Origin of the sequence: Propionicimonas sp. (assembly GCF_049840635.1) — a bacterium.
Classification (GTDB): domain Bacteria; phylum Actinomycetota; class Actinomycetes; order Propionibacteriales; family Propionibacteriaceae; genus Propionicimonas.
Genome location: NZ_JASGKL010000005.1, coordinates 2,530,476 through 2,552,465, shown reverse-complemented (window position 1 = coordinate 2,552,465; position 21,990 = coordinate 2,530,476). Strand labels below are relative to the sequence as shown.

Genomic DNA, 21,990 nt, shown 5'->3' with positions numbered 1-21,990 from the left:
GAGAAAACCTACGCAATCCTCCGCGTCCGGACCCGCGCGGGCTGCGCCGGCTCCCCACAACCAGGCTGTGCGTGGCCTATCCTGCGGCCATGAAGGTACTCAAGGTCATCCTTCTCGTGCTCGGTCTGGTCGCTGCCGCGACGGCCGGGGTGATGCTGTTCATGGCGATGAACGTCGAACTGAAGGTGATCTGGGAGATCGCGACCCGGTACTCCACCGACACCGACCTTCGCGACCCGCGCCCGAACCTTCTGATCATCTCCGGCATCGTCCTCGGCGCCGGGCTGCTGCTCGGCCTGGGCCTCGGCCTGCCCGGAAGGCTCAGTCCGTCCCAGAAGAAGCTGGACGACCTGGTCGAGACCCGGGTGGAGGAACGGCTGCGCGGGGCGAGCGATCCGGGACCGACCACCTGAAAACTCAGGCCAGCCAGCGCTGGACCAGCACGACCAGGCCCCAGGCTCCGGCTGCGGCCAGCAGGAAGAGGTAGGTCAGCACCAGCCTGGTGTCGCGGAGGTAGCACCGGGACCGGGTCAGGCCGGCCCGCCGCGCCCTCCAGTAGCCGGCGAAGCCGACGGCGGCGAAGACCAGCACAGCCAGCGGCCCGAACAGCCAGCCGAGCAGCGCGATCGTGGCGAAGATGCACAGCCGCAGCGGGTCGAACGGTTTCGCAGCGTCGGCGGGTGCTCCCGCTGCCCCGTCCGGAATGAGCGAGGACGGGGCCGGCCCCCTCGCGATCCGGGACGCTGCCTCCTCCGGTGTCTCACTCATGGCTGGCGCTCCCCTGTGCGGTCTCGACAGGCTCGACCAGCCGGCCGGGCCGGACCGGGACGGGGAGTGTCCCGTGGCCCCGGGAGGTGCTCGCGCGCTGGCGGCCCAACGGACCCCAGGCCTGCACCGCACAGAACGGTGCGCACTGGGGGTCGCCGTCGTCGCTGAACGTCCCGACGTGCACGCAGCACTGGGTGAGCCGTTCCTCCAGCATCGTCGAGATGTCCTGGAACGGCTTCACCGTGATCCGCTTCACGCGCTCGGCGAGCAGGTTGCGCATCCGTTGCTCTCCACCGGGCAACTTGCTGGACGCGAGGGTCGCCAGGGTGGAGATCCCCAGGTCGCACTGCGTGCAGATGTTGCGCCACAGCTGACCGGTGCGTGGGTTGGTCAGGGCCGCCTGCTCGCTGAGCAGGTCGAGCATGGAGTTCTTCACCAGCTCGCGCAGTTGGGCGGGCAGCTCGCGATCGGCCACCCGATTCGCAAGATGCTCGGGGTCGAGATCGAGCCAGCGCAGCAACTCGTCGTGCCCCACCAGCGCAGTCAGCGAGCGCCAGACGCCCGCGTCGTCCTTCAGCAGGTACCCGACCGAGGAACAGTGTGGGTGCGAGCACGGCAGGGCGGTGAGGTCGTGCCACTGCACCACCCCGTCCGTCTGCGGTCCGAGCCGGGCCAGGACACCGGTGTGGGTGAGCCGGTCCATCGGGTCGATGCCGTGGTTGCGTCCCGAACCGAACACCGGCTGGATCGCCACCCCGCCGACGAACGGGGTGTCCAGCGCCTTGAGCACGACAGCACCGATGTCGTCGTCGTTCACCCCCAGCGCTGCGGTCATGACCAGCGTGGTGAAGATTCCCGCCTCGCTCAGCCGGGCGATCGCCGCCTCCTTGAACCGGGTCAGGTCCGCTCCCCGGTGGAAGGTCGAAGCCTCCGCCGACGGCCCGTCGTACTGCAGGTAGACCTCCAGCCGCTCCCGGTGGCTCTTCAGCAGGGCCAGCAGGTCGTCGTCCTGGGCGATCAGCAGCCCGTTGGTGTTCACCATGATCCGCACGATCGGACGCTCGACCAGTTCGGCGAGCAGTTCGGGCAGCCGCGGGTAGAGCGTCGGTTCGCCCCCGGACAGCATCAGCACGTCGAGCCGACCCTCCTCGCGGGACAGCTTCGCGTCCACGTTCGCGAGGATGTCCGCCAGCGGCGCCACCCCGGTGAGCGCGGGCCCGGACGCGGTGAAGCAGGTCGGGCAGCGCAGATTGCAGTGCTCGGTGACGTCCTGGATCAGGATGCAGGTGTGCTGGGTGTGGAAGGCGGGCAGGCCGTAGGCGAACGCCTCCGGCATCGGACGGAAGTTGTCGGCGTGGTCGGGCACGTGCACCTTGGTCGGCGCCTGCCACTGCTCCAGGTAGCGCAGGATGGTCGGATTCTCGTCGTAGAGCGTCCGCACCATGCCGTGGACGCGGCAGGCGCGCTCCAGCCACACCCGTTCGTCCCGGATCACGAGGATGCCGGACAGTCGCTGCACGCCGGCCAGCGGCGCGTCCGGGTCGTGGCACTGCGGACAGTACGCGGTCACGTACTTGTGGATCCGGTCGCCGCGTAGTGGCTGGCCGGGGCCCAGCGTGCGCGTCCCGAGCGGGGTGTGCGAGGAGTTCGTCACGTCTTCTGCAGCCTTTCCGGACTCAGCGCCCGTACATGGTCTGGAACTGGATCAGGATGACCACGCAGAGCCCCCCGGCGATCAGGATGGCGGCTCCGAAGCCGATCAGGATGCCCGCTCCGGTGCGTCGGGTCCTTGCACGCGAGGCGAGCACCACCCCGACCACGAAGAGGACGAACGGCAGGTAGGTGCTCACGACGCTGGTGAGCAGGCGCGCGATCTCCGACGAACCGCCGTAGCCGAACAGGGCAGTGGCACTGATGGCCAGGCAGACCAGCGAGATGACCAGCCCGATGACGACGGAGCCGCCGCTGCGGGTCTGCTGCGCCCGCGGATAGGCGGCGGGCGGGGAAGCTGCCGGGCCCTGGTACTGCCCCGGCTGCGGGTAGCCGAGCGGCGGTGGGCCGGCCTGTGGGTCGATCGGCGGGGACGGTACCGGGACGGGGTCGACCGGCGGCGTGGGATCCTGGCCGGCCGGCGGCTCGAAGTCGGGCCGTCCGGACGGTGCATCAGTCATCTCGACCTCCGATCAGGGCAACAGTCGGACGGGACTGTCGCGCGCGCCAGATCCGGCTGATCCGCCAGGTCAGCACCGGAAGCATGCAGAGCAGGAACCACTGCGGCCGGGTCAGCCCGAGCCACACCTGGTCGTTCGCGCGCACGAACTCGACCGCGAACCGGAACAGCGCGTACCCGGCGACGTAGCAGATGAACAGGTCGCCGGGCTTCGCCAGCCGGTCGCGATACCGCCGCAGCCAGACGAAGGCGGCGGCCTGGAACGCGATCTCGTAGGCGAAGGTGGGGTGCAGCGGCACCCCCGCCGGACCGCCCACCAGCACGGCCTGCTGCGGGCTCAGCACGATGCCCCATCCGGCCCCGGTGGGATGCCCGGGGAGCTCGGTGAGCAGGCAGCCGACCCGTCCGATCGCCATCGCCAGTGCGACCGCGGGAGCGAACAGGTCGCCGGTCGACGGCTTGTAGCCGGTGATCCACTTGCCCACGTACACACCGATCCACGCTCCGACCAGGGCGGCGAGGATGCTGCGGTTGCCGTCGTTCCACCATTGGAGGATCGGCTCGTTCTGGCTGGGGTCGAGCTGCTGCCACCAGGTGCCCACGCGGGACGCCACCGCGCCGAGCGCGAGGCTCGTCCCTGCGATCACCCAGAGCCGGTCGTCGCGAAGCCCGCGGCGCCGGATCTCCCCGGCGAACACCAGCAGGCCGGCCGCGATGCCGAGCCCCATCAGGAGCCCGTGCACGACCCCGTTGCCCGCCAGCGGTAGCCCGACCATGGAGACACGCTAGTGTCCTGACGCCCCGCCCGGGCCCCGGCGGCCCGGTCCAGACCTGAAGTCGTACGCGCCCGACCGCCTCACGGTGCGGTCGTGTAGCTCCAACTCGCCGGACGCCCGTCCACGTACGGCATCACGCCGTGGAAAGCCGGACCGTCGCCGAAGACGAGCGGGAGCCAGTAGCGGTCGCCCTCCCACATCGGCAACGCGGCGAGTTCGTCGATCGCGTGCCAGGCCAGCGGCCCGTCCTCATTGCGCTCGGGTGGCGTCCCCGTCCAGCCGTCGACCAGGAAGACGAAGCCGAACCAGTCCTCGCCGTCGGCAACCGTCGGAGATCCCGGGTCGGGCCCGGGATGACTGGAGGTGGGGGCGCCGAAACCCGGCCACGAGATCGTGCCGCGCAGGCGGGCGGACGTGACCTCGATGCCGGCCTCCTCGCGGAGTTCGCGGCACAGGCAGGTGTACACGTCCTCGTCCGGCTCGAGCTTGCCGCCCAGGCCGTTCCACTTGCCGGCGTGCTGGTCACCCTGCCGCGACCGGTGGACGAGCAGGACGCGGGTGCCGTCGGTGCTGAGCACGTAGCCGAGGGTGCCGATGACGGGGGTGAACATCAGACCAGGACGGTGCTGACCGGCAGGCCGGAGTTCGCGCCGAAGTCCAGCGAGGACGGACGCAGGCCCGCCTTCACCACCTCGACCCCGAGCGCGGCGATCATGGCGCCGTTGTCCGTGCACAGTCCCGGACGCGGCCGGCGCAGGGTGATGCCGGCGGCGGCCGTCCGCTCCTCCAGCAGCGTGCGCAGCCGCGAGTTCGCGGCCACTCCCCCGCCGAGCAGGATGTCGTTCGTGCCGAGGTAGGTGCACGCGTCCACGGCCTTGGCGGTCAGCACGTCGCAGACCGCCTCCTGGAAGGACGCGGCCACGTCGGCGACCGGGACGTCCAGCCCGTCCCTGCGCCGGGTCTCCACCCAGCGCGAGACCGAGGTCTTGAGCCCGGAGAACGAGTAGTCGAACCGGTGCTTCGCCTGGTCCTTGGGCGCCGTCAGCCCGCGCGGGAACGCGATCGCGGTGGGGTCACCCTCCGCGGCGGCCCTGTCGATGACGGGACCGCCGGGGTACGGCAGGCCCAGCAGGCGCGCGACCTTGTCGTACGCCTCGCCCGCGGCGTCGTCGATCGTCGCCCCGAGTTCGACGATGTCACCGGTGATGTCGTTGACCGCCAGCAGCGAGGTGTGGCCGCCGGAGACCAGCAGCGCCGCGCACGGCTGGGGCAGCGGCCCGTGGTCGAGCAGGTCGACGGCGACGTGGCCGACGAGGTGGTTCACGCCGTAGAGGGGCTTGTCCAGGGCGAGGGCGAGGGCCTTCGCGGCGGCGACGCCCACGACCAGCGCGCCCATCAGCCCGGGTCCGGCGGTGACGGCGATCGCGTCCACCTCGGACAGGTCGACGTCCGCCTTCTCGCACGCGCGGTGCAGTGCGGGAACGATCGCCTGCAGGTGAGCGCGGCTGGCCACCTCGGGCACGACGCCACCGAAGCGGACGTGCTCCTCGACAGAGGACGCGACCTCGTTGGCGAGCAGGTCGTGCCCGCGGACGATGCCGACGCCGGTCTCGTCGCAGGAGGACTCGATGCCGAGGATCAGCGGTTCGGACGTGCTCTGCGGGGTGCTCATGCGGACTCCACCTCCACCGCCCACTCGTCGTCGACCGCGAGGTGGCGCAGCATGACCACGGCGTCCCTGCCCGGGCCGTAGTAGTCGCGGCGGGTGGTGACCGGGGCGAACCCGAGGTTGCGGTACAGCGCGACGGCGGCCTCGTTGTCGGGACGCACCTCCAGCAGCATCCGCCGGCCCCCGACGGCGGCGGCCCAGTCCAGGCCGGCCCGCAGCAGGGACGCCGCGACGCCCTGCCCGCGGAACTCCGGCCGGACGACCACGCGGTGCAGGTCGGCCATGTCGGCCACGCAGCTGAAGGTGGCGACGCCGATCACGCGGGCTTCGCGGTCGAGGCGGGCGAAGACGTAGCGGTCGGGGGCGGCAAGCTCCTCTGCCCAGGCGGCCTCCGACCACTGCTCGGCCGCGTCGAAGCCGGCGCGTTCGAGCTCGAGGATGTCGGCGAGGTCGGTCTCGCGGGCGTGGGTGATGATCATCGGTTCCCCATCATGGCCAGCCGCGGTTGCAGCAGGGTCGACTTGCGGGCGGTGGGCACCTCGGCGTCCGGGCGCCGCAGGTAGAGCGGGACGAGGCCGGCGTCGGCGAGCCGGTCGGCGGAGGCGGCCATCAGCCCGGCGTCGATGGCGTCGGGGCCCACGCACTCGCGTCCGGTCAGGGTGGCGCCGGGGCCGGCCAGCGGCAGGTCGGGGACGTCGGAGGGGGCGGTGACGAACGGGCCGTCGACGCGGGTGCCGTCGCCGGAGTAGCGCGCCCAGTAGACCTCCTTGCGGCGGGCGTCCGCGACGACGGCGAACGCCGCGGGGGCGTCCCCGCGAGTGGCCCACTCGAGGGCGACGACGTCGAGGCTGCACACGCCCGTGACCGGAACGCCGAGCGCCTCGGCCATGGTGATCGCAGCGGCCACCCCGACCCGGAGCCCTGTGAACGGGCCCGGCCCGACGCCGACGACGATCCCGGTCAGGTCGGCCGGCTTCGCGTCCGCCTGTGCGAGCACCCGCTGAACGAGCGGAAGGAGCTGCTCCGCGTGCGCCCTCCGGTCGGCGACGACGCCCGCGGACGCCACGACGCCGTTCCTCGCCACTCCGGCGCGGACGTCGGTCGCGGTGTCGATCCCCAGCACGACAGGGGTCGCGGATGTGGGCGTCACAGTGCCTCCAGTTCGGCGCGGACGGACGTCCAGCGCTCACCGATCGGGGTCAGGAAGATCCAGCGGGTGTCGTCGGCGGGATCCAGCGTGCGGCGGATGTCCACCTCGAGGTAGTCCTCGGCGAGGCCCTCGGCCACGCCGGCGCCCCATTCGACGAGCGTAACCGAGTCGTCCAAGGACACGTCCAGGTCGAGGTCCTCCAGCTCGGCGGCGGAGCCGAGGCGGTACGCGTCCACGTGCACGAGGGCGGGGCCACCGACGGTGGACGGGTGCACGCGGGAGAGCACGAAGGTCGGGGAGATGATCGAACCGGCCACCTCGAGCCCCGCGCCGATGCCCTGGGTGAGCGTAGTCTTGCCCGCGCCGAGGTCGCCGGAGGCGATCACCACGTCGCCGGCACGCAGGACGCGGGCGAGGCGGCGTCCGATGGCCTGGGTGTCCTCGGCGGTCGGGGCGGCCAGCCGCACGGGCAGCTGCCGGGCCAGGGTGAGGCTGGTGCCTTGGCGGGCGACCTCGACGAAGCCGTGCCGACGCCACCACGAGACGACCTGGGGGAACTCCTCGCGGGCGACCAGCTCGACGCCGGAGGTGCCACGGAGCGTGAGCAGCTCGATCGCCACCTCGACGAGGGCGGACGCGATGCCCTGCCGCTGGTACTGCGGCCGGACCGAGACCCGGTGGATGCCCGCCATCGGGCCGTCCACGCTCACGATCACGACGCCGGCCGGTTGGTCGTCGACCAGGGCGAGGACGCCGAAGCCGCCGGCGAGGGCAGCGATGACACCCTCGGGCGTCTCGGAGAGCGCGGGCGGCGGCGGGTCGACCACCGGACGGTTGCCGAACGCCTCCCGGATCAGGCCGCAGATCGCCTCCGCGTCGGCAGCGGTGGGTTCGACGATGCGCAGCGCACGACCGTCCCCGAGCAGGGTCTCGGCGAGCACACTCATCGACCACCTCCAGATACCGGTCCGGCGCGAATCAGCCCGAAGCATGCTACCCCGGCCGGATGAGACCGCTACCATCGCCCGCTCCGCCGCAGACGGCACGTTAGGAACCGTCCCCATCGTGCCCAACCGTCCTGTCATCCCGGGCTTGACCCGGGATCTCCACGTCCATGCCGTCCGCCACGTCCCCGAGATCCCGGCCTCCGCCGGGATGACAAGACGGGACGGGGCCCGACCCCTTGTCATCCCGGGCTTGACCCGGGATCTCCGCGTCCACGCCGCCAGCCACGTCCCCGAGATCCCGGCCTCCGCCGGGATGACAAGACGGGACGGGGCCCGACCCCTTGTCATCCCGGGCTTGACCCGGGATCTCCGCGTCATGCCGTCCGCTGAGGATCGATGGGGACGGTTCCTGTCGTGCCGCTTCAGCCGGCCTGGCGGGCCTGCACGACGGCGAGGAGGTCGGGGTGGAGCGGGTGGTCGGGGGTGATCCCGGTCACCTTCGCGACGACCTCCTTCGCGGTGGCGGACGCGAGGAGCGCCTGCAGTTCGACGGCCTCCGGATCCTCGGCGGGATCGAACCGCAGGCCGGCGCCGATCGCCTCCAGCAGCGCCTCTCTGCCCAGGCCGCGCTCGGCGAGCTGGGACGCGGGGCTGATGAACCGGTCGTTGCGGCTGAGCTTGCGCAGCGGCGCCCGTCCCACTCGCAGCGTCGTGTCGGGAAGGTAGGGGTTGGCGAAGCGCTTCAGGATCTTCTCGACGTAGGCGGCCTGGGTGGCCGCGTCCACGCCGTGCTTGACGACGACCAGGGACGCGGTCTCGACGAGCGCCGCGCGCACCTTCGCCGCCACGCCGGGGTCGGCCAGCGCGTCCGAGATCTTCTCGATGCCTGCCGCGTACCCGAACCAGGCAGCGGTCGCATGCCCGGTGTTCACCGTGAACAGCTTGCGCTCGATGTACGGCTCGAGGTCCGGCACCCAGGTCACGCCGGGGATGTCCGGGTGGGTGGCGCCGAACGGAGCGGTCTCGATCACCCATTCGTAGAAGTTCTCGACGGTCACGTCGAGGCCCGCGTCGGGATCCTGGTTGGGGACGATCCGGTCCACCGCGGTGTTGGCGAAGACCGCCTTCGCGTCGAGGTCGTCCCCGACGTAGGACTTCAGCACCTCGCCGGCAAGGATGTCGGTGCCGTTGATCGCGTTCTCGCACGCCATCACCGCCACCTTGGGCGACCCGGCCGGACGCGCGGCGATGCCGGCAGCGATCGCGGGTGCCACGAACCTGAGGATGTGCGCGCCGACGGCCGTCGTGACGATGTCGGCGGACGCGATGGCCGCGGTCAGGGCCTCGCCCTGCGTGGCGGAGTTGAGGGCGGAGAACCCGCGGACCTCATGGGTCCGCGGGTCCTCCCCGACTTCGTGCACGACGTAGCTGTCGGCCGCCGCGAGGCGCTGGATCAGCGCCTCCGCGACGTCGGCGAACACCAGCTCGTAGCCGGCGTTGTGCAACAGCAGGCCGACGAAACCGCGGCCGATGTTCCCTGCTCCGAAGTGCACTGCCTTCATGATTACCCGTTCACCTTTCCGAACGTGTCGGCGATCTCCTGGGCGGTGGTGGCCTTCTCCAGGGCCGCCACCGAGTCGGCGTCGAGGAACACCTCGGCGATCTTGCTGAGCAGTTCCAGGTGCTCGTCGTTCGCCCCGGCGATGCCGATCACGAACTTCACCGGGTTGCCGTTCCAGTCGATGGCCTCGGGGTAGCGGACCACAGAGATCGCCGAGGACTGGATCAGCCCCTTCGCCTCGTTGGTGCCGTGCGGGATCGCCAGGTAGTTGCCCATGTAGGTGGACACCGAGTTCTCCCTGTCGTGCATCGAGGCGATGTACCCCTCCTCGACCGCACCGGCGGCGACCAGCAGCTTGCCGGCCTCGTCGATCGCCGAGGCCTGGTCACCGGCCGTCCCGGACAGGACGATCGAGGACAGCTTCAGCACGCCGTCGGACGCGTCCGCCGGAGCCGCCGTCTCCGCGACCACGGGGGCCACGGCCGCGGCAGCCACCGGGGCGGCCACCTCGGGAGCGGGTTCGTCGACGATGGCCCGCGCCGGGGCGGCCGGAGCCGCTACCGGTTCGGGCTCAGACGCTTTTGGGTCGCTGTTCGCCTCCTTGACCATCTCCACGACCTCGTCGTACCGCGGGGAGGCCATGAAGTTGTCGACCGCGACGTGCACGGCGGACGGGGTCTTCTGGGCGGCCCTGTCCATCAGGTCCTTGTGGGAGACGACGATCTGGTAGCTGTCGTCCAGGCTGGAGATGGCCTTGTTGACGACCTTGACGTCGCTGAAGCCCGCGGCCTGGATCTTCTTGCGCAGCACGGACGCGCCCATGGCGGACGAGCCCATGCCCGCGTCGCACGCGAACACGATCGACTTCACGGCACCGGCCGGGACGGCGACGCCGCCCGCGCGCAGGCCGGCCAGGGCGTCCGAGCCCTTGCCCTTGTTGGCCTCGGTCGCGCTGATCGCCGCACCGAACGAGTCGCTGCCGGCGGCCTCGGCGGCCAGGTCACGGGAGCGGGACGCCCGCAGGATGATCGCTGCGATCACGAACGTCACCGCGGCCGAGAGGATGACCGACAGGAACACCGGGACGTACTTGCCTGGTGCGATCTGGGCGGCCACGGCGAGGATCGAGCCCGGCGCGGCGGGCGCCCGCAGGGCACCTCCGAGCAGCATGTTGGTCGTGACACCGGTCATGCCGCCACCGATCAGCGCGAGGATCAGGGTGGGCTTCATCAGCGCGTAGGGGAAGTACACCTCGTGGATGCCACCGATGAACTGGATGAACGCCGCGCCCGGGGCGGACGCCCTGGCCGCACCGATCCCGAAGAACGTGAAGGCGAGCAGCAGGCCGACGCCGGGGCCGGGGTTGGCCTCGAGCAGGAACAGGATCGAGCTGCCGGTGTCGGCGGCCTGCTGGGTGCCCAGGGGGGTCAGCACGCCGTGGTTGATCGCGTTGTTCAGGAAGAACACCTTGGCCGGCTCGATGATGATCGAGGTCAGCGGGAGCAGGTTGTGCGAGACCAGCCAGTTGACGCCGGTGCTCAGGCCGGACATGACGCCGTTCACGATCCACGCGATCGGGTAGAAGCCGATCAGCAGCAGGACGAAGCCCCAGATGCCGGCGGAGAACATGTTGACCAGCATCTCCAGGCCGGCCTTGATCTTGTCCTCCCAGAGGCGGTCGAGCCAGCGCATGCTGTAGGCGGAGATCGGGGCCATGATCATGGCGCCGATGAACATGTGCACCTGGCCGAGCTCGGAGAACTTGGTCGCGTCATTGCCCGCGGCGACCCACGCCTCGAGCAGCCGTGCGTTCTCCTGGGCGATCAGGTAGTCCGAGCCGGCGATCGCACCCATGACGCCGATGGCCGCGACGATGCCGCCTCGGGCCCCGTAGACCATGTGGCCGCCGGTGTAGGCGATCACGATGGGCAGCAGGTAGTGGATCATCGGGCCGACGATCGTCGAGATCGCCGAGTTCGGGGTGAAGCCGGCCGGGATGAAGAACATGGTGACGATGCCCCACGCGATCAGCGCGGGGATGTTGGGCATGATCATGCCGGACAGGAAGGTGCCGAACTTCTGCACCGCCACCCGTACTGAGCCCGGAGCGGGTGCTGTGGTTGCTGACATGAGTTGTCGATTCCTCTCTTACGGTGGAGCCGGGTCCCGCGTCCATGCGGCCGGCGAGGGTGATCAGTGAGGTTCGCCCGGATCGTGCCTTGCGGTCCCATCCTGTACCGCGGTCCCGATCCTGGCCAGCATCCGGGTGCCGTCGACGTCCGCGAACGCGTCCGCGTCCATCAGGACGACGCCCACGCCGTGGGGGGCGGCGAGCTCGGTGATCCGGTCCAGATGTGGCGCGAGGTGGGGACCGAGCAGGACGAGGTCGCTGGACGCGATCTCGTCGGCAAGGGACACCTCGTTCGTCGCGACCGCGAGCCAGGCCAGGCCCTGCGCGCGGGCGGCGCCGTTGATGCGCTGTGCGACGAACGTGCTCGACGCCCCCGCACCGCACACCACAAGGATCCTCACTGATGCCTCCTTCGCCCACATCCTCGGGGGCGGAGGCCACCGCCTCAACCACGACAGTTTCCGCGGGGGCGGAAGGAACCGTCGGACCGCGTGTTGCCCTTTCGCACGCTCGCCGACGCGGGCCGGGGCGCAATAATGCCGCGACGCGTCCCGGCGGGGGGAACACATCGCCGTGCCCCGGGCGTGTTTGACTGGTGGTGCACGAGGCGTCGCAACGGCGCCCCGGGCGGCTCCGCGCGGGAGGTCGGAACGTGTCGAGGTCTCGGCAGAACAGGCTCCTCACCCGGCTGGTGGGTGCGGAGAGCTGGGTGACCGCTGCCTCCCTCGCCGACTACCTGGGGGTGACGCCCCGCTCCGTGCGGACCTACGTCGCCGCGCTGAACACCCGCGTCACCGACGGCGTCGTGGTGGAGTCGGGAGCCCTGGGCTACCGCGCCGGGCCCGCAGCCCGCGCCGCGCAGCAGGAGGACGCTGTCGAGCCGGGCACCCCGCGGGCCCGCCTGCACCAGCTGGTCCGCCGGCTCCTGGAGTCCGAGGTCCCGCTGGACGTCCACGACACCGCGGACGAGATCTACGTCTCTTCCGCGACCGTGGAGGGCGACCTGGCCCGCGTCCGCTCGTTCGTGAGCGGCAGCGGCCTCACCCTCGAGCGGCGGGGATCGCTGGTCTGGTTCCAGGGCACGGAGATGGCGCACCGCCGCGTGCTGAGCCGGCTGGTGCACGACCAGACCGAGATGAAGTCGCTGGACTTCCCGGCGCTGATGCGCGTCCTCGGCGAGGGTCGGGTTGGGGCGGACGCCTACGCACGGTTCAAGGCCGACCTCGTCGAGGCGCTGGGCCGGCTGGGCTACTTCGTGAACGAGTACGCGATCGCCGACGTCCTGATGCACGTGGCGATCGCCGCCGACCGGATCTCGCGCGGGCGCCCGCTGACCACCGGGGTCGCCGACCTGCGCGGGGACGCGGTCGCAGTCGGCGAGGTGCTGGACGAGCTGGCCATCCGGCACTTCGGGATCCGCTTCAACGAGGGTGACCGGGAGTTCCTCTCCGCCGTCGTGCTGAGTCGGCTGGCCGCCCCGCGGCTGGAGTCCGTGCAGGCCGTCGCCAGGGAGCGGGTGGACCCGCGGGTCCGGCAGGCCGTGCAGGACGCGTGCGATGCGGCCGCCGCGGAGTTCCTCGTCGACCTGTCGGGCGAGGACTTCACCTGGCGGCTCGTCCTGCACGTGCAGAACCTGGTCGAGCGGGTCGCGGACGAGGCGTGGTCCCGCAACCCGCTGACCCGCACGCTGAAGGCGTCCTACCCGATGATCTTCGAGGTGGCGGTCTACATCGCCACCCGGCTGCAGGAGCGGCTCGGCATCCCGCTGGTCGACGAGGAGATCGCCTACATCGCCATGCACGTGGGCGCCCGCCTGGAGCGCAACCGCTCGGACGGGTCGCCGCCGACGGCGACGATCGTCTGCCCGGGCTACCACGACCTGGACAGCCTGCTGCGGTCGAGCCTCGACCGGTCCCTCGGTCGGACGATCCAGGTGGTCAGGGTGGAGACGCGCGCCGATCCCGACTGGGACGGGCTGGACACCGACCTCGTCCTGACCACGATCGCGCCGCCGGAGCGCAACGACCGGATCGTGCCGATCCCGCTGTTCCTCACCGACGCCGACGTCGAGCGCGTCCACACCGCAGCCATGCGGGTGCGCAGGATCCGCCGGCTGGCCCGCCTCCGCGCCGAACTGGAGAAGTACTTCGCTCCCTCGTCATTCGTCCGCGACCTCGACCCGGACGCCGGCGAGGAGGCGATCATCCGTCGCCTCGGCGCCCACCTGGTGGCCGAGGGCGTGATCGACGACAGCTACGTCGAGCGGACCATCGAGCGCGAGCAGATGTCGTCCACGGCGTTCACCGACGCGCTGGCCGTCCCGCACGCCCTGAGCATGACCGCGAGCCGGACGGCGATCGCGGTGGGGATGGCCGACCGGCCGATCCCGTGGGGCGAGTCGCGCGTGCAGGTGGTCGTGATGGTGGCCTTCTCCGAGAGCGACCGTGCCGCGTTCCAGACCGTGTTCGAGCAGCTGGTCGAGGTGTTCAGCGAGCACGACAGCGTCCAGCGGCTCGTCCATCGCGGCACCGACTTCCCCGCCTTCCTCGACGAGCTGGTCGCGGTCATCGACGGCTGAGCCGTCACTCGGCGCAGGCGGCGTCCAGCAGGGCGAACAGCTCGGCGGACGTGGTGGCAGCGGCCAGCCGGTCGACCTCGGCCGCATCGGAGAAGATCACGGCGATCCGGGCCAGCAGCGGCAGGTGCTCGGTGCCCTTCCCCGCGATGCCCACGACGAAGGTGACCGGGTGGCCGTCCCAGTCGATCCCGCCGTCGTAGCGGACGAAGGTGATCGCCGTGCCGAGCACGGTGTTCTGCAGCTCGCTCGTCCCGTGCGGGATCGCCAGGCCGTGGCCCATGTAGGTCGAGACCGCCCGCTCGCGGGCCTGCATGGCTGCGTAGTACGCGGGAGTTACCGCTCCCGCGGCGATGAGGAGCTCGGTGGCCTCCCGCAGCGCAGCGTCCCTGGTCGCAGGGCCGGCGTGGATCCGCACCCGCGTCGGCGAGAGGAGGGTCAGGCTCGCCGCGCGGTCCGGCTCCGGGACCGGGGCCGGCGCGGGGACGACCGGCGGCGCGGGTACGGCGCGGGTTGCGGCCTCCTCGCGAAGCAACGCGACGATGTCGTCGTACGCCGGGGACGCGATGAAGTCGTCCACGGAGACGTGCACGGCCCCCGGTGCGCGGCGCCGCGCCCGCTCGGTGAGGCGCGACTGAGTGACCACCAGGTCGGCGGTCGCGTCCAGCCGGCCGATCGAGGAGTTCACGACGGCGACGTCGCTGATCCCCGCGGACTCGATCCTCCTGCGCAGCATGCTGGCGCCCATGGCGGACGACCCCATGCCGGCGTCGCAGGCGAACACGATGGTGCTGACCGGTCCGGTCGGTCCACCGAGGAGTCCCGCGACGGAGGAGCGGCGTCCCTTCAGCTCCTCCATCCGGGCCGCTGCGGCGGCGAGGTCGGCGCCGGTCTGCTCCGCCCGGCGGTCGAGGCCGAGCAGGAGGGACGCCACCACCATGCTGACGGCCGCCGACCCGGCCATGGCCAGGGTGACGCCGGCGTAGCTGTCCGGCGCGGTCTGCAGGTACACGGCGAACACCGAGCCGGGGGCGGCGGGCGCGCGCAGCCCCACCCCGAAGGCGACGTTCAGGAAGACGCCGGTCATGCCGCCGGCGATCATGGCGAGGATCAGGACCGGACGCATCAGGACGTACGGGAAGTAGATCTCGTGGATGCCGCCGAAGAAGTGGATGATCGCGGCGCCCGGGGCGGACGCCTTCGCGGTCCCCTTCGCGAAGACCATGTGAGCGAGCAGCAGGCCGAGGCCGGGCCCGGGGTTGGCTTCGAGCAGGAACAGGACGGACTTGCCGGTCAGGGCCGCCTGCTCGGTGCCGAGCGGGGTCAGGATGCCGTGGTTGATGGCGTTGTTGAGGAACAGCACCTTGCCGGGTTCGATCAGGATCGACGTGAGGGGCAGCAGCCCGGACGCGACGAGGACGCCGACGGCGGAGCTGAGGGCGTTCGAGACCACCGCGACGACGGGTCCGACGACGAAGAACCCGAAGACGGCGAGGACGCCACCCCAGATGCCGACCGAGAAGTTGCCGACCAGCATCTCGAAGCCGGGCCGGATCCGGTGCTCCCACCGCGCGTCCAGTTGCTTCATCGTCCAGCCGGCCAGGGGGCCCATGATCATGGCGCCAAGGAACATCGGCACGGTGGTGCCCGTGATGACGCCCATGGTGGCGATCGCGCCGGCGACGCCGCCGCGGGTCTCGTGCAGGAGTTTGCCCCCGGTGTACCCGATCAGCAGCGGCAGCAGGTAGGTGATGGACGGACCGACGATGCCCCTGCCGTCGAACGCCCCCCAGCCGCCGAGCATGGCGACCCAGCCGTCGTCGGGCTGCGGGACGAGCAGGTTGATCCAGCCGTCCTTGATGAACAGGGCGGTGATCAGCCCCCACGCGATGAACGCGCCGATGTTGGGCATCACCATCGCGGAGAGGAACGCGCCGAACCGCTGCACGGCGACGCGGGCCGACCCCGGCCCCACCGCTGTTGTGGTCGTCATCCGGCTCCCCATGAATGGACGTGTGCCGGTGGCACGCCGCCCTGCGCGCGGCCCGACGCGTGGCCGCCACGGAGCAGGTTAGCCGTTGCGCCGGCCGCGGATGCACGGACGGACAAGCGCCCACCCCCTGTCATCGCTGCCGCCACCTGTCATCCCTGCCCCCGCCCCTGTCATCCGTGCGCCCACTCCTGTCATCCGTGCGCCCACTCCTGTCATCCCGGGCTTGACCCGGGATCTCGTCCCCACCCCGGGAAGGACGGCAGAGCAGGAACCGTCCCCCGCGTGCCAGCCCGTGTTCCCCGGCTCTGGCGCGAAGAGTTGTTCGAGCGTGTCGGCGACGCCCTCGCGGCTGGCCGGTCTGGGGGTCGGCGCCGCAGCTGTGGGCGTCCTACGTCCCCTATGCACACGGAATCCAGATCGTGAACGACAGCCAGCTCACCAGAGCCAACGACCTGTCGGCCTGGCACGTCGAGACCGTCGCACCCGGACGCCACCTGGTTCGCGCCAACGACCTTCGCCCCTGGCTCGAAACGATTTAGCCAACAGACGACTCGCCATTCTTTCGCCAAGTGCTACCGTCCGAACCTGTGCTGCAGAGGGCACGACAAGACTTCGGCGAAATGATCCTCATGTCGGACGTTGCTGACCCGTTCGCACCCGACGAACAAATCGGATTCAGCACTTGAGGTGGAATCTGTTGTGGGTTCGTGGTTTTCGGTTGGGGTCGACGCGTTTCGGCAGCAGGATTTCGGACACACCGTCGGCCCTCAGCCGGATGGTCCAGCGGTCGGCGGTGGGGTCGTGGCCGGGTTCGACGATGCCGTGGTGGTGCGGGCACAACAGTGCGAGGTTGTGCAGGGCGGTCGTCCCGCCGACCCACCAAGGTGTGAGGTGGTGGGCGTGGCAGTCCCGGGGAGGCTTGTCACAGCCGGGGAACACACAGCCGGCGTCGCGCTGCTCGAGCGCGACCCGGATCTCGGGGGTGACCAGCCGCTGGGTACGCCCCACATCCAGGACCTCCGAGGGGCCACCAAGCACGACGGGCAGCAGGTCGGCATCACACAACCATTGGCGCAGCACCGAGGCTGCGACCGGCTCCCCGGACCCGACCAACTGCCCGGCGGGGAACCCGTGGTCGATCGCGGTCTTCGCCAGCGTGTCGTAGGACACGGTCAGGGTGATCCGGGGCCGGTCCCCACCATGGGCGGGGGCGAGCGCGTTCTGGGTGTGTTGGTGGACCATGGCGAGCAGGGCGTCGGCCCGCCACATCGCGGCGGTAACGTGCTCGGCGAGCGGATCGAGCCGGTCCAGCCCCCGCTTCGCCTGCGCGGCGTACGCGTCGAGGATCTGGATCCACGGTTCGGCCTCGGCCACCGGCAGGCTACCCCGGAACCACACCTGACCATGTCCATCGTGGGTGAAGCTCAGGTGCCGGTTCCGCACCGCCAGCGTGTGCTCCTGCTCCAGCCGTTCCGCCTCCCGGGCATCGGCACCGGCAGGGTCGAGAACCTCGACCAGATGGTGGGTGAGCCGCCGCAGTTCGGCCGAGTTGTGGCTGCCGGCGAAGCCGACCATCAGTTCTTGAGCCTCCTGGACAGACTCCACGGGAAGCTCATCGGGCAGCAGATCGAGCACACCCGTGATCGCTTCCGCCTGCCCCGGCAACACCACACCAGCCCGGGCAGCCTGCGCCACCGTGTCGAACCGGGCCAGACCCTGCCCGGCCGTGATGATCCGGCCCGCCTCCCTCCGGGTCAGGTTCAACCGGTCAGCCAGCCAGGTGCTGGTCGAAGTGCCGTACTCACGCCACGCCACCTCACCGGCCTCCACGTGCGCGGCGACACCCACCTGCCAGGCATGCAGCCGAGCCCCCAGCCGCACCGCCGCCTCGAGCAGGTCCAACTGTTCCCGATCACCCGCCAGCCGCACCCGGTCATCGGTTAGGGCGTCCAGCGCAGCATTCATCACGGCGACCAGATCGCCGTCCGCATACTGCTCGAACCCCATTTCCATAACAACGACGCTACACACCGCCACTGACATTTCTTTCCCGGCCGAAGCCCATTCCCGGGCACCGGGCAAGAATGCGCATTAATGCCTATCCTGCATCATTACTGTCGATGGCGGCGGCCCAACGCGGGCACTCGCTGGCGCTCGCTCCTCAGGGACCGTCCCCGGCATGCCGGCCGGTCATCCCGCGCCCATTCCTGTCATCCCGGGCTTGACCCGGGATCTCGTCCCCACCCGGGAAGGACGGCACGGCAGGAACCGTCCCCAGCGTGCCGTCCCGTTGCCCGCCGGCTCTGGTCTCCGACGCCGAGGGCCACCGTTCCCGTCGAGCGCCACCGTTCAAACACGGGCTCTCGACGCGAAGGGTGGCTCTCACGCACGAACGATGGTCCTCGGCGAGAAGGCCGGACGCCACAAGGCGGGGTCGAACCGGGACGGCGGCACGACAGGAACCGTCCCCAGCGTGCCAAACCCGTCGTCGGCCTGAAGCCTCACTCCGGGTCGGCTCAGAGCGGCAGCGGGAGTCGCAGGTCCTGGGGCGGCACCGGGCCGGGCGACCGGGACGCGGCGAGCGCCTGGATGCTCGCACCGGCGAGCGCGGCCTTCCGCGCGGGAAGGCCCGCGGCCAGGAGCGCGCCGCAAATGCCGGCGAGGACGTCGCCGGAGCCGGCCTGCGCAGTCCAGCCCGGACCCGGCAGCGCCAGCCACAGCCGGTCGTCCAGCGGCGAGCCGACGTACTGGCTGGCACCTTTCAGCAGCACCGTGCAGCCGGTCGCCGCGACGGCGTCGCGGACCGCTGTCACCGGGTCGGCCTCGACCTTGTCGCGCGAACGGTCCAGCAGCCGGGCGAGTTCGCCGGCGTGCGGGGTGAGCAGCACCCCCGCGTGGCCCGGCCCGGCGAGGTGACGCAGGCCGTCCGCGTCCACGACGAGCGGCACACCGGCGCTCACCGCACGGGCCACCACGCCCCGGTCCTTGCGGTCCCCCCAGCCCGAGCCGAGGACGAGCGCCTGCACGCGTCCCTGCCCCACGATCACGTTCGGGAACCGGTCGAGGATCCGTGCCCCCACCTGCGGCGACCCGAAGTACCGCACCATCCCGGCCCCGGCGTGGACGGCCCCCGACGTGCCGAGGACGGCCGCGCCCGGGTAGTCGACCGAGCCCGTGTCCAGCCCCACCACGCCGCGCGAGTACTTGTCGCTGCGGGCGTCCGGGACGGGCCAGGCCGCGGCGAGGTCGGCCTCCTCCCACTGGCTCGCGGCCGGCTCGCCGAGGTCGAGGCCGATGTCGACCAGCTCCACCTCGCCGCAGTCGGTCCGCGCGGGCTCGAGCAGCTGGCAGAGCTTGAGCCCGCCGAAGGTCACCGTGAGGTCGGCGACGAAGTGCTCCGCGTCGGTGAACGGCGGCTCGGGCGCCAGCCCGGACGGGAGGTCGACCGCCACCACCGGCACGCCCTGCGCGCGGCAGGCCGCGGCGAGCGCGGCCACCTCCGGCGCCAGTCCCGGCCGCGACCCGATCCCGGCCACGCCGTCGACGACGAGGCGCTGCGCCGGCAGCCCCGCCAGGGCACCAGCGGCGTCCACCTCACGGCCACCGGCGGCCAGGAACGCCGTCCAGCCCGCCTCGTGCACCCCGGAGCCGGCACGCGAGGCTGTGACCCGCACCCCCCGGCGAGCGAGTGCCGCGCCCGCGAACAGCGCGTCGCCGCCGTTGTTGCCGGAGCCGACGACCAGCAGCACCCGCGACCCGTAGGTACGTCCTGAGCGCCGCCCTTCGTGACGCGCCGCTCGTTCCTCACGGCGCTCCTCAGGGACCGCTCTCTCTGGGCGCAGCCGTCGCAGGATCGCGGCCGCCAGGCCCGCGGCGGCCCGCTGCATCAGGGCGTCGGGGCCGGCGACGGCCATCGCGCGCGCCTCGGCGTCCCTGATCGCAGCGACGGTCCAGGCGTGCCGCATCGCGAGGGCCTACGACTCGCAGACGACAACGGCGGCGGCGATCCCGGCGTCGTGGGTGATCGAGAGGTGGATGGACGCGATCCCGCGTTCCGCGACGAGCGCCGCGACCGTGCCCGAGCAGGAGAAGTAGGGCTTGCCCTCCGCGTCCTTGCGCACCTCGACGTCCGTCCAGACCAGGCCCGTGGGAGCGCCGAGCGCCTTGGCGAAGGCCTCCTTCGCCGCGAAACGCCCGGCCATCCGCTGCATGGACGTGTCGTGCTCGCCCGGGGTGAAGATCTTGTCGAGCAGGCCCGGCGTCCGCTCCGCCGCCTCGCTGAACCGGGACACCTGGGTGACGTCGATGCCGAGCCCGAGGATCATCTCAGTTCACTCGACCGTGACGCTCTTGGCGAGGTTGCGCGGCTGGTCCACGTCGTAGCCCTTCAGGGTGGCCAGCTCGCACGCGAACATCTGCAACGGGACGGTCGCAACGAGCGGCTGGAGCAGCGTCGAGACCTTCGGCAGCCGGAACAGCACGTCGGCGTACGGTTCGACCTCCGTGTCCCCCTCCTCCGCGAGGACGACGGTCAGCGCACCGCGCGCCCGCACCTCCTGGATGTTGGAGACCACCTTGTCGTGCAGCTGGTCGCGACCCTGGGGCGGCACCACGATGAAGATCGGCACGCCCTCCTCCACCAGCGCGATCGGACCGTGCTTGAGTTCGCCGGCGGGGAACCCCTCGGCGTGCAGGTAGGCGATCTCCTTCAGCTTCAGCGCCCCCTCCAGCGCCACCGGGTACCCCACGTGGCGGCCGAGGAACAGCACCGACTTCTTGCCGAGGAAGTCGGCGGCCAACTGCTTGATCGGGTCGAGCTCGTCGAGCACCCTCTGGATCAGCGGCGGAGTCGCGGCCAGTTCGCCCATCACCGAGCGGATCTCGTCGTCGTACATGGTCCCGCGCACCTGGGCGAGGTACAGGCCGAGCAGGTAGCAGGCCGCCACCTGGGTGAGGAAGCCCTTGGTGGACGCGACGCCGATCTCGGGGCCGGCGTGGGTGTAGATCACCGCGTCCGACTCCCGCGGGATGGTGGCGCCGTTGGTGTTGCAGATCGCGATCACCTTGGCGTGCTGCTCGCGGGCGTGCCGGATCGCCATCAGGGTGTCGGCGGTCTCGCCCGACTGGCTGAGCGTCACCACCAGCGTCGAGCCGGTGATGATCGGGTCGCGGTAGCGGAATTCACTGGCGATCTCGACCTCGCAGGCGATTCGCGTCCAGTGCTCGATCGCATACTTGGCGACCAGCCCCGCGTAGTACGCCGTACCACAGGCGACGATGATGATCTTGTCGATCAGGCGAAGTTCGGCCTCCGGGATGTGCAGCTCGTCGAGCTTCAGCGAGCCGTCCGGGTTGTAGCGTCCCAGCAGCGTGTCGGAGACGGCCCCCGGCTGCTCGTAGAATCTCCTTGCGCATGAACCAGTCGTAGCCGGCCTTCTCCGCGGCCGACAGGTCCCACGTGACCTCGAAGGGATGCGTCTCGGCCGGATCGCCCGCGAAGTCGGTCACCGTGATGGACGTCGGCGTCACGTCGACGACCTGGTCCTGGCCGAGCTCGATCGCGTGCCGGGTGAACTCGATGAACGCCGCCACGTCGGACGCGACGAAGTTCTCGCCCTCGCCGACCCCGACCACCAGCGGCGAGTTCCGCCGGGCGGCGACCAGCCGGTCGGGCTCGGCCGCGTCCACGGCGACCAGGGTGAAGGCGCCCTCCAGGCGCGCGCACACCGCGCGCATGGCGTCGGCCAGGTCGGTGCCGGCCTCCACCTCCCGGCCGAGCAGCTGCGCTGCCGCCTCGGTGTCGGTCTCCGACGCGAACAGCACGTCGGCGGCCTGCAGCTCGGCGCGCAGCGTGGCGAAGTTCTCGATGATCCCGTTGTGGATCAGCGCGACCCGTCCGTTCGCGGACACGTGCGGGTGCGCGTTGGCGTCCGTCGGCCCCCCGTGGGTCGCCCAGCGGGTGTGTCCGATGCCCAGGCCGGCGTCCGGGAGCGGGTGGACGGCGAGTTCGGCGTCCAGGTTGGTGATCTTGCCCGCCTTCTTGCGGTACTCGATCCGCCCGTCGGACACGATTGCGACGCCGGCGGAGTCGTAGCCCCGGTACTCCATTCGCCGGAGGCCCGCGATCACCACATCCCGCGCGACACGAGGACCGGTGTAACCGATAATTCCGCACATGTCGGTCACTGTACCGGCGGTGTCGCTCATACTTGGGCCCTGATCGAAGATGACAACCAGGCACGAGTCGAGG

The 21,990-nt window shown here is 71.1% G+C and carries 18 protein-coding genes and 1 pseudogene; 2 read left to right on the top strand and 17 right to left on the bottom strand.

Annotation, left to right across the window (positions count from 1 at the left end):
* The first annotated feature begins 89 nt into the window (after positions 1 to 89).
* Positions 90 to 413 (top strand): hypothetical protein, encoded by a 324-nt coding sequence (locus tag QM779_RS17415; protein WP_428537967.1) that lies wholly within the window; start codon positions 90 to 92, stop codon positions 411 to 413.
* 4 nt (positions 414 to 417) lie between these two features.
* Here the strand turns inward: QM779_RS17415 and QM779_RS17410 are convergent, their stop codons facing one another.
* From QM779_RS17410 to QM779_RS17355, 12 genes are all read right to left on the bottom strand, one after another.
* On the bottom strand, positions 418 to 768 hold the full coding sequence (locus tag QM779_RS17410) for a hypothetical protein (RefSeq protein ID WP_428537964.1): 351 nt from the start codon (positions 766 to 768) through the stop codon (positions 418 to 420).
* A complete protein-coding gene (locus QM779_RS17405) occupies positions 761 to 2,422 on the bottom strand; it encodes a radical SAM protein (protein WP_428537961.1) in 1,662 nt (553 codons plus the stop codon). Before QM779_RS17405 ends, QM779_RS17410 begins: the two co-directional genes overlap by 8 nt.
* 22 nt (positions 2,423 to 2,444) lie before the next feature.
* Positions 2,445 to 2,939, bottom strand: a complete 495-nt coding sequence (locus QM779_RS17400; protein ID WP_428537958.1) for a hypothetical protein — start codon at positions 2,937 to 2,939, stop codon at positions 2,445 to 2,447.
* The gene (locus tag QM779_RS17395; RefSeq protein ID WP_428537955.1) at positions 2,932 to 3,714 is read right to left on the bottom strand and encodes a prolipoprotein diacylglyceryl transferase; all 783 of its coding nucleotides are present in this window, start codon (positions 3,712 to 3,714) and stop codon (positions 2,932 to 2,934) included. The genes QM779_RS17400 and QM779_RS17395 overlap by 8 nt, the downstream gene beginning before the upstream one ends.
* Positions 3,715 to 3,794: 80 nt before the next feature.
* A complete protein-coding gene (locus QM779_RS17390; protein ID WP_428537952.1) occupies positions 3,795 to 4,325 on the bottom strand; it encodes an NUDIX hydrolase in 531 nt (176 codons plus the stop codon).
* The gene (gene tsaD / locus QM779_RS17385; protein WP_428537949.1) at positions 4,325 to 5,386 is read right to left on the bottom strand and encodes a tRNA (adenosine(37)-N6)-threonylcarbamoyltransferase complex transferase subunit TsaD; all 1,062 of its coding nucleotides are present in this window, start codon (positions 5,384 to 5,386) and stop codon (positions 4,325 to 4,327) included. Before tsaD ends, QM779_RS17390 begins: the two co-directional genes overlap by 1 nt.
* The gene (gene rimI / locus QM779_RS17380; RefSeq protein ID WP_428537946.1) at positions 5,383 to 5,862 is read right to left on the bottom strand and encodes a ribosomal protein S18-alanine N-acetyltransferase; all 480 of its coding nucleotides are present in this window, start codon (positions 5,860 to 5,862) and stop codon (positions 5,383 to 5,385) included. The genes tsaD and rimI overlap by 4 nt, the downstream gene beginning before the upstream one ends.
* Positions 5,859 to 6,533 (bottom strand): tRNA (adenosine(37)-N6)-threonylcarbamoyltransferase complex dimerization subunit type 1 TsaB, encoded by a 675-nt coding sequence (gene tsaB / locus QM779_RS17375; protein WP_428537943.1) that lies wholly within the window; start codon positions 6,531 to 6,533, stop codon positions 5,859 to 5,861. The genes rimI and tsaB overlap by 4 nt, the downstream gene beginning before the upstream one ends.
* Positions 6,530 to 7,480, bottom strand: a complete 951-nt coding sequence (gene tsaE / locus QM779_RS17370; protein WP_428537940.1) for a tRNA (adenosine(37)-N6)-threonylcarbamoyltransferase complex ATPase subunit type 1 TsaE — start codon at positions 7,478 to 7,480, stop codon at positions 6,530 to 6,532. Before tsaE ends, tsaB begins: the two co-directional genes overlap by 4 nt.
* A gap of 422 nt (positions 7,481 to 7,902) precedes the next feature.
* Entirely contained in the window at positions 7,903 to 9,042 is a 1,140-nt protein-coding gene (locus QM779_RS17365) for a mannitol-1-phosphate 5-dehydrogenase (RefSeq protein WP_428537937.1), read from the bottom strand.
* 2 nt (positions 9,043 to 9,044) lie between these two features.
* A complete protein-coding gene (locus QM779_RS17360; protein WP_428537934.1) occupies positions 9,045 to 11,171 on the bottom strand; it encodes a PTS sugar transporter subunit IIA in 2,127 nt (708 codons plus the stop codon).
* Positions 11,172 to 11,234: 63 nt separating this feature from the next.
* Positions 11,235 to 11,573: a PTS sugar transporter subunit IIB gene (locus QM779_RS17355; protein ID WP_428537931.1), complete on the bottom strand. Its 339-nt coding sequence runs from the start codon at positions 11,571 to 11,573 to the stop codon at positions 11,235 to 11,237.
* 194 nt (positions 11,574 to 11,767) lie between these two features.
* Between QM779_RS17355 and QM779_RS17350 the strand changes: the two genes are divergently transcribed.
* Positions 11,768 to 13,750 (top strand): BglG family transcription antiterminator, encoded by a 1,983-nt coding sequence (locus tag QM779_RS17350; protein ID WP_428537928.1) that lies wholly within the window; start codon positions 11,768 to 11,770, stop codon positions 13,748 to 13,750.
* 4 nt (positions 13,751 to 13,754) lie between these two features.
* On the opposite strand, the gene QM779_RS17345 is transcribed toward QM779_RS17350, so the two are convergent.
* The 5 genes and pseudogenes from QM779_RS17345 to glmS all read right to left on the bottom strand — a co-directional run bounded on the left by QM779_RS17345 (position 13,755) and on the right by glmS (position 21,917).
* Positions 13,755 to 15,740, bottom strand: coding sequence for a PTS mannitol transporter subunit IICBA (locus QM779_RS17345; protein WP_428537925.1), 1,986 nt, complete (start codon positions 15,738 to 15,740; stop codon positions 13,755 to 13,757).
* A gap of 675 nt (positions 15,741 to 16,415) precedes the next feature.
* The gene (locus QM779_RS17340; protein ID WP_428537922.1) at positions 16,416 to 17,822 is read right to left on the bottom strand and encodes a DUF222 domain-containing protein; all 1,407 of its coding nucleotides are present in this window, start codon (positions 17,820 to 17,822) and stop codon (positions 16,416 to 16,418) included.
* Between the two features lie 434 nt (positions 17,823 to 18,256).
* Positions 18,257 to 19,705, bottom strand: coding sequence for a bifunctional ADP-dependent NAD(P)H-hydrate dehydratase/NAD(P)H-hydrate epimerase (locus QM779_RS17335; protein ID WP_428537919.1), 1,449 nt, complete (start codon positions 19,703 to 19,705; stop codon positions 18,257 to 18,259).
* 9 nt (positions 19,706 to 19,714) lie between these two features.
* The gene (locus QM779_RS17330) at positions 19,715 to 20,065 is read right to left on the bottom strand and encodes a holo-ACP synthase (RefSeq protein ID WP_428537917.1); all 351 of its coding nucleotides are present in this window, start codon (positions 20,063 to 20,065) and stop codon (positions 19,715 to 19,717) included.
* A gap of 6 nt (positions 20,066 to 20,071) precedes the next feature.
* A pseudogene (gene glmS / locus QM779_RS17325) lies at positions 20,072 to 21,917 on the bottom strand (glutamine--fructose-6-phosphate transaminase (isomerizing)).
* Positions 21,918 to 21,990: the final 73 nt, after the last annotated feature.

What these genes read in the sequence shown, in the direction of transcription:
- QM779_RS17415 (WP_428537967.1), top strand. Translation starts at nt 90, where the DNA reads ATGAAGGTACTCAAGGTCATCCTTCTCGTGCTCGGTCTGGTCGCTGCC.
- QM779_RS17410 (WP_428537964.1), bottom strand. Translation starts at nt 768, where the DNA reads ATGAGTGAGACACCGGAGGAGGCAGCGTCCCGGATCGCGAGGGGGCCG.
- QM779_RS17400 (WP_428537958.1), bottom strand. Translation starts at nt 2,939, where the DNA reads ATGACTGATGCACCGTCCGGACGGCCCGACTTCGAGCCGCCGGCCGGC.
- QM779_RS17395 (WP_428537955.1), bottom strand. Translation starts at nt 3,714, where the DNA reads ATGGTCGGGCTACCGCTGGCGGGCAACGGGGTCGTGCACGGGCTCCTG.
- QM779_RS17390 (WP_428537952.1), bottom strand. Translation starts at nt 4,325, where the DNA reads ATGTTCACCCCCGTCATCGGCACCCTCGGCTACGTGCTCAGCACCGAC.
- tsaD (WP_428537949.1), bottom strand. Translation starts at nt 5,386, where the DNA reads ATGAGCACCCCGCAGAGCACGTCCGAACCGCTGATCCTCGGCATCGAG.
- rimI (WP_428537946.1), bottom strand. Translation starts at nt 5,862, where the DNA reads ATGATCATCACCCACGCCCGCGAGACCGACCTCGCCGACATCCTCGAG.
- tsaE (WP_428537940.1), bottom strand. Translation starts at nt 7,480, where the DNA reads ATGAGTGTGCTCGCCGAGACCCTGCTCGGGGACGGTCGTGCGCTGCGC.
- QM779_RS17365 (WP_428537937.1), bottom strand. Translation starts at nt 9,042, where the DNA reads ATGAAGGCAGTGCACTTCGGAGCAGGGAACATCGGCCGCGGTTTCGTC.
- QM779_RS17360 (WP_428537934.1), bottom strand. Translation starts at nt 11,171, where the DNA reads ATGTCAGCAACCACAGCACCCGCTCCGGGCTCAGTACGGGTGGCGGTG.
- QM779_RS17345 (WP_428537925.1), bottom strand. Translation starts at nt 15,740, where the DNA reads ATGACGACCACAACAGCGGTGGGGCCGGGGTCGGCCCGCGTCGCCGTG.
- QM779_RS17335 (WP_428537919.1), bottom strand. Translation starts at nt 19,705, where the DNA reads ATGCGGCACGCCTGGACCGTCGCTGCGATCAGGGACGCCGAGGCGCGC.
- QM779_RS17330 (WP_428537917.1), bottom strand. Translation starts at nt 20,065, where the DNA reads ATGATCCTCGGGCTCGGCATCGACGTCACCCAGGTGTCCCGGTTCAGC.